Source organism: Dolichospermum sp. FACHB-1091 (assembly GCF_014697585.1).
In the GTDB taxonomy this organism is placed as follows: Bacteria; Cyanobacteriota; Cyanobacteriia; order Cyanobacteriales; family Nostocaceae; genus Dolichospermum.
This window is the reverse complement of record NZ_JACJSB010000040.1, coordinates 1-12,196: the sequence shown is the minus strand read 5'-3', so window position 1 is coordinate 12,196 and position 12,196 is coordinate 1. Positions and strand designations below refer to the sequence as shown.

The following is a 12,196-nucleotide window of genomic DNA, read 5'->3' as shown; positions in this document are numbered from 1 at the left end:
GACAAAAATTACTCACTGATAAAACATCACAAACAAATATAAAGCTAGATTTTTGTACACTTTAAGAGAATTTTTTGATCATTTATAAGCCATGTTTGTACCTATTTAAAGTGCATTACGATCCCTCCCATAGGAGAGTAACTAAGTGTAAAAATAAAAACTGAGTTTACGGATTGAAAAATAAAAAACTAGCTCCCAAAAAATATTTAGCGTCATTGTAATTTTAAAAGGGCATACTAGTAAGTAGCGGGGTTAATAACTACAAATTTCAAAATTACAATTATTACAACTAGGTGAGATGTGATAATTGTTTTGATGTTATTTTTTATGTTGACAAATCATATCGTCTAATATTCTGGTTTGAATGACAATCGCGTAAATACCTAATATTTTTTTTTAAATTTGTAAATAATAATTGTTTTTACAAAAGGAATATTATCAAAACCTTTGATGATGGAATCTCTAATTTAGTGAATATTTATCTCCTGTAAGGATTATATAGAGATAATATCGAAGGTTTATACAAATATTCTACATCACTGAGATTTAGTTTTTGTTAGATGTCTAATACAGGCTTTTAGTGAGTAAAAAAACGAATAATGCTCAAAACCACTTAATAAACGCCATTAATTAGCACCTGCATCATTGGCAAAATGCGATCGCCATTTTACACCTGATCAAGAAAGACTGAGATAGTGATCTTTGAAATGTACCTTATAACTTACCTTGTCAACAACCGCCGCCGTAAATTGTCCAGTGCAGCATTTGCACTGACATAACGAATTAAAGAACGGCCACGAATCGTTCCAAACCGATGTTCAAAACTTACTACTTGATTTCCAGGACCGGCTAACCCGATATAGACTAAACCCACTGGTTTGGCTTCTGTTCCCCCAGTCGGTCCAGCAATTCCTGTAATACTTAATCCCCAAGTGGTTGAGAAACGATTTTTTACACCGATAGCCATTTGTTCGGCTACAGTTGCACTCACAGCACCAAATTTCTCTAAATCCTCTGGGTTTACCCCTAACAATCCAACTTTTACTGAGTTGTCATAGGAAATTACCCCACCCCAAAAGTAATCAGAACTACCAGGAATTTCTGTTAACATTTGGCCCAGACCTCCACCTGTGCAAGATTCCGCCACTGATAGGGTTTCCCGGGAAGACCGTAACAAATGACCAACTACGGAAGCTAATGTGTCATTATCAGCACCATAATAATCTAAGCCAGCAATTTCTATTAGTTGTTTTTCAATCGGTGTAATTAAGGACTCGGCTGCTGTTGTGTCCGCAGCCTTAGCCGAAATTCTCAATCTGACTTCTCCTTTACCTGCATAGGGTGCTACTGTGGGATTAATTAGGTCAAAGTAAGCAGCTACTTTTTCAGCTAAAGCTGATTCTCCAATGCCCCAAAACCTTAAACTGCGACTATAAATAATTTCTTTTCCCCAACCTTGACTTTTAAGAAAAGGTACGGCGGTTTCTGACCACATTCGATACATTTCACTGGGAACACCAGGGAATGTAAAAATAGTTAATCCAGTCCCAGGTTGCCAAATAATACCAGGTGCTGTGCCTGTGGGGTTGGGTAAAATTTCTGCACCTTGGGGAATCAGGGCTTGTTTGCGATTATTGGGAGACATAACTCGTCCCCGTTGGGCAAATTTCTCTGCTATATCTTCTACAATATCGGCTCGTTCTACTAAAGGGGTACGAAAAAAATTAGCGATAGTTTCACAGGTCAGATCATCGGGTGTGGGTCCTAAACCACCTGTAAAAATGAGAATTTGCACTCTAGAAGCAGCAATTTCGATAACTTGTTTCAGTCTTTCTGGATTATCCCCTACTACAGTTTGATAGTAATGGGGAATGCCTAGCTTTGCCAATTCTTGAGCAAGATATTGGGCATTGCTGTTGAGAATATCTCCTAACAGTATCTCTGTACCAACACAAATAATTTCTGCACTCATGGTTTTTGTTTATTATACCCCACATTCTGCACTTCAACAATTTCAATTTTACATAGTTTTTTCCAGGACTTACGCAACTGGCACATTTGTAGGGTGCGTCAGATATCAATAATCTGTTTATTTGCAGGATGTATGCAGTAGTAAAGCACCCTACAACAGATTTTTGGTGTGACACTTGTGTAAGTCCTAATAGAAAAGAAAATAGAAAAGAAATGAACTAAAAAGTAAGATCCCCGACTTCTATTATTGATTAAGGGACTTCCAACTAAAAAAATACCCAAAAATTTCTTGTGGTGCAGGACGAACTGCCCGCTAATCATCAAGGACGGGCAGGATGCCGATCCCACAAAATTGGGTAATTTATTTTTTGGTGTTCCCTAATTATAGGGCTTACGCACAAATCACGAAATAACGAACCACTCCAGGCACAGAGGACACGGAGAAATGAGGGTTTCAGAGATATTTTGCGTAAGTCCTGAATTAGTTATTGACATCATCAAAAAAGAAGTCGGGGATCTGATCTAGTTTCTGTGGCTGAATACTGACGTTTAATCATCAATTATGGCTAAATTCTAACTTGTGAATTTTGGCTAGATCAAAATAGTTTAAATCATTAAATATGGGGAAAATTGGAAAAAATTATAAATCAAGCTCTTGAATACAAGCGTATACTCAATATTCTTAAACTTGACTTTATCGCAATCTAGTGTAATACTGTCACTATATTTTTAGTGGGTAGCTTAATTCAAATTCATCAAAACTGAATTTGAAGCGGAGGAACCAAGTATTTGGGGCTAATCTTATGAGAGACACCTTCCAGTCTTAGCCCGTCAGCTAACTCCGTCAGCAATGGAAGGAACTCCCAAAATCTTGGCTGTAATACCAGTTATGATTGGGTCTTCCTTAATAAATTCTAGATTTTAGATTACAGATAAATCTAAAATTTAAAATTGTCATCCCCGCTTCTCATTGGTCAATTGTTTCAAGGGAGAGAAGTTAAAACTGTGAAAATTAAACCAATATTGGCACGTTTACAAAGTGCTATCGGTCGTGATGACCTAATTGAACAAATGGTTTTACTGCCAGGAACTCAAAAATCATGTTCTAAAAAAGGTTCAAAAGCGAAATCAGTTAATCTAATTGTCGCTTATAATGGTTCTCCTCAAAGTCATACAGCCTTAGATATTGCTTTTTGGATTGCCCACCAAACGAGTTTAGCTACTAGTTTTCAAGTTACAGTTCAAGCTGTTTATGTAGTAGAAGAAAACTTGAATCATCAGTCTCTTGATATCTTCAAAGTTCCTGAAAATCAAGCTCAATTAGAATATCAATTGGGGAATATATCAAAGTCAGTTGCATTGGGATTAAATCGCTCAAAAGGAACAGCTATTTTACCGCAGTTAGAAAGAGAATCTAGAACTTCTCTCCAGGAAGCAGATAGAATTATTTGGCAAGCAAAAACTCTCGCTGAAGAATGGCAAGGTTCATTTAGTTCTCATCTGCGCTTTGGTAATGTTGCTAAAGAACTTAAAAAAGTTGTCCAATTAGAAACCGCTGATATTCTCTTTTTAGGCTGCAAATCTACTGATCATCCCATGATTGAAACATTAGGTAAAAATTTTCCTTGTGCAGTGTTAGGTATTCCCCATTGTCTTGATAGATAAATAATTTCTTTTTCAATGACTGGAAATTAAATTGAAATTATGAAAAAGTCACTTATACTTTAAGTGGCTTTTTTATCAATTCCTAACTTAAATTTGTCGCGGTAAATTAGTACAGGGCGTAAATCTGAATTTATGAAAATACTTGTCCTCAATGCCGGTTCTAGCAGCCAAAAGAGTTGTCTGTATGACATGACAACCACAATTCCTCCTCTAGCACCCCAACCCCTCTGGGAAGGGAAAATCAACTGGACTGAAGACAAAAATCAGGCGGAAATTACAGTTAAAACGGCTATCGGTGCAACTCTACAAGAAACTATTGTCAGTGATTCCCCGCAGGTACAATTTGCTTATTTATTGTCTACTCTCATACATGGTGCAACTCAGGTAATTGATGATTTATCAGTGATTGATGTGGTAGGACATCGGGTAGTACATGGTGGTCAAGAGTACAAAAAAGCTGTAATAATCACTGAAGATGTCAAACAGACGATCGCTCGTTTATGTAATCTAGCACCAGCACACAATCCAGCCGCTTTTGCGGGTATTGAAGCTATGGAAAAAACTTTGGGCAATATTCCTCAAGTGGCAGTTTTTGATACTGGATTTCATAGCACCTTACCAGATGCAGCCGCCATTTATCCAATCCCATATAATTTCGCAGAAAAAGGTATTCGCCGTTACGGCTTTCATGGCATTAGTCATCAGTATTGTGCTAATCGGGCTGCGGAAATTCTTGGTCAAGATTTACTATCTCTACGGGTAATTACTTGTCATTTAGGTAATGGTTGTTCCTTAGCTGCCATCAAAAATGGTTGCAGTATTGATACAACAATGGGATTTACCCCCCTAGATGGTTTAATGATGGGTAGCCGCAGTGGTTCAATTGATCCAGGTATTTTAATTTATTTATGGCAACAGTATAATTACTCTAGTGAAGAATTAGATAATATGTTAAATAAACTTTCGGGATTACGAGGTATTTCTGGAGTATCAAGTGATTTAAGGGATGTGATAGCCGCTAAAGAACAAGGTAATAAACGCGCCCAATTGGCATGGGATATGTACGTGCATCACCTTCGGTCTGGTATCGGCGCAATGCTGGCTAGTTTAGCAGGTTTAGATGTACTAGTTTTTACTGCTGGAGTAGGAGAAAAATCCGCAGAAATACGTCAAGCTGCTTGTGAACCCTGGGGATTTTTGGGACTGAAAATTGATTTAGAGAAAAATCAACAACAACCTGTTGATATTGATATTGCTACATTTGACTCAATGGTGCGCGTTTTAGTCGTAGAAACTCAAGAAGATTGGGCAATAGCGCAACAATGTTACAAACTGCTGCAATAATAATACAGGAGTCAGGAGGAGAAAATCTCCCCTATTCCCTATTCCCTATTCCCTGTTCCCTACTATGTTTTTATCTCGTGAAGCTATTACCACACCCTTAGTCGCTTGTTTGTGTATTGTCAGTATTGGCTTAATGCAAATCCCAAGAATGCAAAAATTACTAATCAATAAACAATCTCTCCCCGTAGAAACCCTGGAAAAAGACCTCAAAAAAGAGAGTCTCCGTTTGAAATTACTCCATAATTTACCCAGTTTTAGTTATAAAAACTTAATTGCAGATTGGGTATATATTGATTTTTTGCAATTCTTTGGCGATAATGAAGCCAGGGATAAAACCGGGTATAGTCTCAGTCCAGAATATTTTCAAGTCATTCTGGAAAATGACCCACGTTTTTTAGAAGCTTATCTGGGACTTTCTGTAAGTACGTCTTTATACGCTGGAATGCCAGAAAAGTCTATAGCTTTAATGGCACAAGGGTTAAAATTCCTATCTCCACAATTACCACAAAAATCCTATTTTATCTGGCGTTACAAGGGTACAGATGAGTTATTATTTTTAGGTGATGCTCAAGCAGCACAAATATCTTTTCTGAAAGCCGCAGAATGGGCAGGTACTTATACTGATACAGAAAGTAAACAAATAGCATTTGTTTCTCAAAGAACAGCGGAATTTTTGAGTAAAAACCCTGATAGTAAATCTGCGCGAGTTGCTACATGGGCAATGGTTTTAAATAATAAACTAGATGAAAGAACTCGCAAACGAGCAATTAGGGAAATTGAAGCCTTGGGGGGGGAAGTGGTCACTAAGCCAGACGGTACAAACAGTATTAGATTACCAGAAAAAGATTGATGGGTTAGTGGTCAGTGGTGATTGGCCTTTCTTTGTCTGGTGGAGAATGATTACAATAGAAGTCCCACATTCTTAAATTTTAGACTTGTGGAGGATAAAAGATTATATGTAGCATGACAAAAGGACTATTTTAAGATATCTTAAGATAAGTTAACATAATTATCATAATGTCCTCTTCCTTAGAGAAGCTACGTATAAGCAGCAAACAAGTACAGGAGAAACAACATCGGTGAATAATAAAAAATGGAGAAATACGGGGCTGTACGCGCTCCTTTTTATAGTTGTCATTGCGCTAGGAACAGCATTTTTTGACAAACAACCTCAAAACAGAGAGACATGGCGCTACAGTCAGTTTATCCAAGAAGTTGAACGGGGTAGGGTTGAGAGAGTTAGTTTGAGTTCTGACCGCTCTACAGCACTGGTAACACCCAAATATGACGAAAAGAAAAAGATCGTTACTTTAGTTAATGACCCTGATTTAATCAATACCCTCACAGCTAAAGGTGTTGATATTTCTGTACTACCTCAAGCAGACGAGGGATTTTGGTTTAAGGCTCTCAGCAGCCTATTCTTCCCTGTGTTACTGCTAGTTGGTCTATTTTTCCTCCTCCGTCGCGCTCAAGGCGGTCCTGGTAGCCAGGCCATGAACTTTGGTAAATCTAAAGCCAGAGTGCAAATGGAACCCCAAACTCAAGTTACCTTTGGAGACGTAGCGGGTATTGACCAAGCCAAATTAGAACTAAACGAAGTTGTAGACTTTTTAAAGAATGCTGATCGCTTTACCGCCATTGGTGCGAAAATCCCCAAAGGTGTACTTTTAGTTGGACCTCCTGGTACTGGTAAAACCCTGCTTGCACGGGCTGTAGCTGGAGAAGCTGGTGTTCCTTTCTTCTCAATTTCGGGTTCTGAATTTGTGGAAATGTTTGTGGGTGTGGGTGCTTCCCGTGTCCGTGATTTATTTGAACAAGCGAAAACTAATGCTCCTTGTATCGTCTTTATTGATGAAATTGACGCGGTAGGTCGTCAACGGGGCGCTGGTTTAGGTGGTGGTAATGACGAACGGGAACAAACCCTCAACCAGTTACTAACGGAAATGGATGGTTTTGAAGGTAACACTGGCATTATTATTATTGCTGCTACTAACCGTCCTGACGTATTAGACGCAGCTTTATTACGTCCCGGTCGTTTTGACCGTCAAGTTGTCGTAGACCGTCCTGACTACGCGGGAAGAAGCGAAATATTGAGAGTTCATGCTCGTGGTAAAACTTTATCTAAAGATGTAGACTTGGATAAAATCGCCCGTCGGACTCCTGGTTTTACTGGTGCTGATTTATCTAATTTACTCAATGAAGCCGCAATTTTAGCCGCTCGTCGGAATTTAACTGAAATTTCGATGGATGAAATTAATGATGCTATTGACCGCGTATTAGCGGGTCCTGAAAAGAAAGACCGGGTAATGAGCGAAAAGCGCAAAACTTTGGTAGCATACCATGAAGCAGGTCACGCTTTAGTCGGTGCTTTAATGCCTGACTATGACCCTGTACAAAAGATTAGCATTATTCCCCGTGGTCGGGCTGGTGGTTTGACTTGGTTTACTCCTAGTGAAGACCGTATGGATACTGGTTTATATAGCCGTGCGTATCTGGAAAATCAAATGGCTGTGGCTTTAGGTGGTCGTCTCGCTGAGGAAATTATCTTTGGTGAGGAGGAAGTTACGACAGGTGCTTCTAATGATTTACAGCAGGTGGCCAGGGTAGCTAAACAAATGATAACTCGTTTTGGCATGAGCGATCGCTTGGGTCCAGTAGCCCTTGGTCGTCAACAAGGAAATATGTTCCTGGGTCGAGATATTATGTCTGAGCGTGATTTCTCGGAAGAAACTGCTGCTGCTATTGATGAAGAAGTGCGGAAGTTGGTTGATACTGCTTACAGTCGAGCTAAAGAAGTTTTACTCGATAACCGCAAGGTGTTAGATGAAATTGCTCAAATGCTGATTGAAAAAGAAACCGTAGACGCTGAGGAATTACAAGCAATTCTTGGTAATAACGATGTGAAAATGGCTGCTTTTGCGTAATTTTTCCTAAACTTTTTAAAAGGGTAATTCTGGTTTTTCTGGAATTACTCTTTTTAGTTTCTTGTGAAAGTTAAAGATGCTAAAATAGAGAAAAATAGTAAATATAACCATGATATCACCACAGTTAGCAGTTGTTAAAAATGGGAAAATAGAATTAATTGATTCCTTGTCTATTCCCGAAGGAACAAAAGTGTTAATTACTCCTATTATTGTAGATAATGATACAGAAAATCAAGACGATTGGGAATGTTTTTCTTTGAAAAATTTGAATCTATGTTATGGAGATGATGAACCAGAATATACCCTAGAATTAATTAAAGAATATAACAATAATTATGAAAGAAGGTAATATTATATTAACCCCTATTCCTCAAGTAAATGGAGAAATAAAAAATCGTCCTGCGCTGATTTTAAAAGAAATGCCAAAATATCAAGACTTTTTAGTTTGTGGTATTAGTACCCAATTAAAACAATATATTGCTAATTTTGATGAAATAATTTCACCGGAAGATGAGGATTTTCAATCCAGTGGTTTAGTTAGTCAATCTGTTATTCGACTAAGTTTTTTAACTGTTATCTCTCGTAACAGTATAATTGGTTCAATTGGGGGAATTTCAACGGAAAGACATCAAAGATTATTAGAAAATTTAAGCCAATATTTAGTTAAATGAACGAAGTAATTACATACAACAATAATAGATAAGGGATTTTACCTGGGTAAAACGCAAAGATTGTAAAGTTGTGTTGCAGGATTCAACACTTCTGTGCAATTATTCGGTTTTATAAAGGCATCAGTAGAACCGTAAACCGTTAGATATCATGGAAGTTTTAGCATTACCCAATAATTGGCAAGATATACAACCTGACGTTGTATATTCTTCGACTTATGATTTGCAAGTTTCATTTAGCGAGGAACAAATAAAATTAGGTATAAGATATGATAGTAAAGGAAAGCATTTAAAGGCAATTGCGAAAGGCTTAGTACACCCACAGGGTAGTATTGGGCTTGTTGATTCTCAAGAAAAAGGATATAATTTAAAATCTAAAGTGTTAGGTAGCGGTGGTGATAGACGGTTTCACGCCAAATATATTAATGGCATATTACATTTTCCTGGTTTTGTAACACAACATTAATCTAGAATAGATTATGACTACACTTCAATTGAAAAATCACCAAATCTGGCAAGATTTAACTGAGATATTAGAAAATTTAGATACTAATTCTCTTGTTCAAAAACATCTTGAACAATGCTTTTATACAATCAATGGTTATTGGGATGAACAGGATGAATATTATGACTCAATTAGATTACCTCACACCATAGAAGCAGAATTAGTCAGCAGTTTTGTGGGTGTTACGCAAGATAATCGGTTTCTAAAACTCAAATTTTCTCTTATTGGTACTGATTTTGGTACTGATTGTATTAATCCTGCTGCTGCTGCTATCTATGCTGCATATGATGATAAATCTTACCCATTCGGATATCCAACTATTCAAAATATAGGTGAGTTAGTTCTTATCTATAATGAAAATCTGGAATTTGTTGATGAAAATTGGCTTTTAGATATAGATTCTCCTCTGCTTGATAAAAGACAATTTACTAACACCTAAGATAATTGTAGGTTGGGTAGAACGAAGTGAAACCCAACAAAATATAGCTAGAATTATGAAAGTAATCTATTTTTGCACGCAGAGTCGCAGAGTTGCAGAGAGTTAATTGTCTTTTATCCTATTTGCAAAACTAGGGTTTCTTCTCCTGGTAAAATTAGGGTTTTTCCGACTGGTAAAATCGCTAAAGCATTTGTTTGGGATAGGTTAATTAAGTTCCCTGAATTTAAGTTACCACTTGTTTGCTGAAACTCATAAATACCATCATTTAATTTTAAATTACCCCAAATATAAGTTTCCATTTTTCCGTTAGATTTTAATTCGCAATGGGATTTTACTTTTAAAAGTTTTGCTTCCCAACCCGTCTTAATTCCTGAAAGTTTTTTAATTGTCGGTTCTACAAATCTCCAAAATGTGACTAATGCAGAAACGGGATTTCCGGGTAAACCAAAATAAAGAGAATTAGGAAATGTAGCAAATGTTAAAGGTTTTCCTGGACGCATTTGCACGGCACGAAAATGAATTTCTGCCCCCAAAGATGTTAATATATTATCAATATAATCATAATCACCTACGGAAACTCCACCAGAAGAAATAACTATATCACTATTATTAATTGCATAATTTATAGTCTCTGTTAACGCGCTAGGATTATCTTTAACAATTCCTAATGTTAACACTTCTGCACCCAAATTGCGTACTAAAGCTGCTAAAGCATATTGATTAGAATCTACTATTTGTCCGGGTTTTAGAGTTTGTTCTGGTGTTACTAATTCATCACCACTGGAAAAAATTGCCACCCGTGGACGACCGAAAACACTGATTTTTGGTAATTGTGCTGCGGCTAAAATCGCAATTTCTGCTGCATTGAGGGTAATTCCCGCTGGTAAAAGTTCTGTTCCTGCTTGATAAAAGTCTCCTTGTTTTCTGACAAATTCTTGGGGTTGAGGTTTAGCAAAGATAAAAACTTGATTCTCCTGTAAATTAGTTTTTTCCTGCATAACTATAGTATCTGCACCTTTTGGTATGATTGCACCAGTGAAAATCCTGGCTGCTTGTCCTGGTTTAATAGTAATTTGAGGTTGATATCCTGCGGGAATCTCTTCGACAACTTCTAAAATTGTCGGATTTTCAGAAGTGGAATTTTGTACATCTTCATAACGTACAGCAAAACCATCCATTGCGGAATTATCCCAATGAGGAAAATCTAAAGAACTAATTACAGGAGTTGCTAAAATCCGATGAAATGCTGTTAATAAATCCACAACTTCCAGATCATTTTCTTGATTTAAAGGTCGAACATGATTGAAAATAATCGTTTCTGCATCTTTGACTGATAACATAGTAAATAAATCTGTTATTTGATTACTTTTGATAAATTAAAAATACCGAACCAATTGGACCTAAATTCTCGACATAGACTTTATTATTATAAAACAATCCTGGAGACATTCCTCCATCAAATAACATTCCTTCCTGAATTGTCCCTAAACAGTTATTTTTAGCAATTCCTGTTAAAACATTATCAAATTGATTGGGTAGTAATTCTTTATTGTTAGCAGAAACTTGAATAATAGAATTAGCTTTTATATCATTTACCAGGAAAATTACAAAACCTTTACTGGTAATAGCAACTAAAGAACGATTAGTAGCACCTTGACAAGCAAATTTTCCTAAAGCTTGACAAATATCTTTGAATTTTCCTTGATTATAAAATCTCCCATTCCCCCCCACTATATTGTAATTGAGAATATTTGTTCCTCTTCTTCCAGTTCCCATGGTGGCTTGACGTTGTTGAGGATTTCCTGATGATATTCCAAAGGAAGAACGTCTATTTTTAAATACTCCTGAATATTCAACACCGCGAGAAATATTTAAACCTTGAGGTTGATTTTTTGGATCTATATAGTCAGCATTAATGGCTGCAATTGGTGATTTACCATTTAATTTAGAATTACTATCAGTGATAATTTCTCGAAACTGTTTTGGTACATATTCTCTACGAAATCTTCCCCTAGAATCCTTAGCATAAATCTGATGATCTAAACCGACATTGACTTTAAAATCTAACTTGGGAGATTGAGGATTAAAAATAATTACATGATTAATCCCTTTTTTATATCTTTCTCCATGATTATTAGTCTGAAAAAACTCAATACTAAATTGAGGATTTTTACCAGGACAGTTAACAGAATTTTTCGCTTTTGAATTAGCTATCACATCCTCAGAACCTGATATTAATGCTGCTGCTATTGTCGCAATATATATTAAAGATAATTTATCTGTATTCATTTAATTTTCTTTTTTTACTGGATCACTTTTTGTTGCAGAAATTACTAAGTAAAGTCAAACCCTTTTTCAACTCTCAATTTTCTATCAAATGTCGCCGTTATATTACAACCGATTTTCATCAATCACAAAATCAACCTTACTTCCTGTGTCCAAATTCAGATAATCCCTAATTTCTTTAGGAATAGTTACTTGTCCTTTTCTGGTAATTGTTGCGCTAGCTATTACTTAAACTCCTTACTTGAGTTTCTTGCCTAATCATAACATCTGATATTGTTTATTTTTTTTTCAATAAAAAACCCACCATAGAAATACTATAGTGGGTGAAATCAACAAATGCAGTTATGGTTAATCTTCAAATACAGCAATTATGCAAGCCATTCCAGAACAGCTT

11 protein-coding genes, 1 pseudogene and 1 riboswitch are annotated in these 12,196 nt (G+C 36.5%); of the genes and pseudogenes, 8 read left to right on the top strand and 4 right to left on the bottom strand.

What is annotated here, in order from left to right:
- Window positions 1-721 precede the first annotated feature (721 nt).
- Window positions 722-1,972, bottom strand: a complete 1,251-nt coding sequence (locus tag H6G25_RS19140; protein ID WP_190393864.1) for a competence/damage-inducible protein A — start codon at window positions 1,970-1,972, stop codon at window positions 722-724.
- Window positions 1,973-2,720: 748 nt separating this feature from the next.
- A riboswitch (cyclic di-AMP (ydaO/yuaA leader) is annotated at window positions 2,721-2,833 on the top strand.
- 158 nt (window positions 2,834-2,991) lie between these two features.
- On the opposite strand from H6G25_RS19140, the gene H6G25_RS19135 reads away from it, so the two are divergent.
- The 8 genes from H6G25_RS19135 to H6G25_RS19100 all read left to right on the top strand — a co-directional run bounded on the left by H6G25_RS19135 (window position 2,992) and on the right by H6G25_RS19100 (window position 9,516).
- Entirely contained in the window at window positions 2,992-3,636 is a 645-nt protein-coding gene (locus H6G25_RS19135) for a universal stress protein (RefSeq protein ID WP_190393883.1), read from the top strand.
- Between the two features lie 132 nt (window positions 3,637-3,768).
- A complete protein-coding gene (locus tag H6G25_RS19130) occupies window positions 3,769-4,980 on the top strand; it encodes an acetate kinase (RefSeq protein ID WP_190393863.1) in 1,212 nt (403 codons plus the stop codon).
- 64 nt (window positions 4,981-5,044) lie between these two features.
- Window positions 5,045-5,830, top strand: coding sequence for a hypothetical protein (locus H6G25_RS19125; protein ID WP_190393862.1), 786 nt, complete (start codon window positions 5,045-5,047; stop codon window positions 5,828-5,830).
- A gap of 229 nt (window positions 5,831-6,059) precedes the next feature.
- The gene (ftsH3, locus tag H6G25_RS19120; RefSeq protein ID WP_028090468.1) at window positions 6,060-7,904 is read left to right on the top strand and encodes an ATP-dependent zinc metalloprotease FtsH3; all 1,845 of its coding nucleotides are present in this window, start codon (window positions 6,060-6,062) and stop codon (window positions 7,902-7,904) included.
- Between the two features lie 109 nt (window positions 7,905-8,013).
- Window positions 8,014-8,253 (top strand): glycosyl hydrolase family 31, encoded by a 240-nt coding sequence (locus H6G25_RS19115; protein ID WP_190393861.1) that lies wholly within the window; start codon window positions 8,014-8,016, stop codon window positions 8,251-8,253.
- The gene (locus H6G25_RS19110) at window positions 8,240-8,575 is read left to right on the top strand and encodes a type II toxin-antitoxin system PemK/MazF family toxin (RefSeq protein WP_190393860.1); all 336 of its coding nucleotides are present in this window, start codon (window positions 8,240-8,242) and stop codon (window positions 8,573-8,575) included. Before H6G25_RS19115 ends, H6G25_RS19110 begins: the two co-directional genes overlap by 14 nt.
- Window positions 8,576-8,723: 148 nt before the next feature.
- Window positions 8,724-9,038: a hypothetical protein gene (locus tag H6G25_RS19105; RefSeq protein WP_190393859.1), complete on the top strand. Its 315-nt coding sequence runs from the start codon at window positions 8,724-8,726 to the stop codon at window positions 9,036-9,038.
- A gap of 13 nt (window positions 9,039-9,051) precedes the next feature.
- Entirely contained in the window at window positions 9,052-9,516 is a 465-nt protein-coding gene (locus tag H6G25_RS19100) for a hypothetical protein (protein ID WP_190393858.1), read from the top strand.
- A gap of 113 nt (window positions 9,517-9,629) precedes the next feature.
- On the opposite strand, the gene glp is transcribed toward H6G25_RS19100, so the two are convergent.
- The 3 genes and pseudogenes from glp to H6G25_RS19085 all read right to left on the bottom strand — a co-directional run.
- Window positions 9,630-10,856: a gephyrin-like molybdotransferase Glp gene (gene glp, locus H6G25_RS19095; protein WP_190393857.1), complete on the bottom strand. Its 1,227-nt coding sequence runs from the start codon at window positions 10,854-10,856 to the stop codon at window positions 9,630-9,632.
- A gap of 22 nt (window positions 10,857-10,878) precedes the next feature.
- Complete coding sequence (locus tag H6G25_RS19090) at window positions 10,879-11,805, bottom strand: phosphodiester glycosidase family protein (RefSeq protein ID WP_190393856.1); 927 nt, start codon at window positions 11,803-11,805, stop codon at window positions 10,879-10,881.
- A 111-nt stretch (window positions 11,806-11,916) separates the two neighbouring features.
- Window positions 11,917-12,027, bottom strand: a pseudogene (locus tag H6G25_RS19085) (AbrB/MazE/SpoVT family DNA-binding domain-containing protein); the annotation flags it as partial.
- Window positions 12,028-12,196: the final 169 nt, after the last annotated feature.

Bases quoted from the DNA above. Each gene is read 5' to 3' on its own strand.
- H6G25_RS19105 (WP_190393859.1), top strand. From the start codon at position 8,724: ATGGAAGTTTTAGCATTACCCAATAATTGGCAAGATATACAACCTGAC.
- H6G25_RS19125 (WP_190393862.1), top strand. From the start codon at position 5,045: ATGTTTTTATCTCGTGAAGCTATTACCACACCCTTAGTCGCTTGTTTG.
- glp (WP_190393857.1), bottom strand. From the start codon at position 10,856: ATGTTATCAGTCAAAGATGCAGAAACGATTATTTTCAATCATGTTCGA.
- H6G25_RS19115 (WP_190393861.1), top strand. From the start codon at position 8,014: ATGATATCACCACAGTTAGCAGTTGTTAAAAATGGGAAAATAGAATTA.
- H6G25_RS19100 (WP_190393858.1), top strand. From the start codon at position 9,052: ATGACTACACTTCAATTGAAAAATCACCAAATCTGGCAAGATTTAACT.
- H6G25_RS19140 (WP_190393864.1), bottom strand. From the start codon at position 1,972: ATGAGTGCAGAAATTATTTGTGTTGGTACAGAGATACTGTTAGGAGAT.
- H6G25_RS19110 (WP_190393860.1), top strand. From the start codon at position 8,240: ATGAAAGAAGGTAATATTATATTAACCCCTATTCCTCAAGTAAATGGA.
- H6G25_RS19090 (WP_190393856.1), bottom strand. From the start codon at position 11,805: ATGAATACAGATAAATTATCTTTAATATATATTGCGACAATAGCAGCA.
- H6G25_RS19130 (WP_190393863.1), top strand. From the start codon at position 3,769: ATGAAAATACTTGTCCTCAATGCCGGTTCTAGCAGCCAAAAGAGTTGT.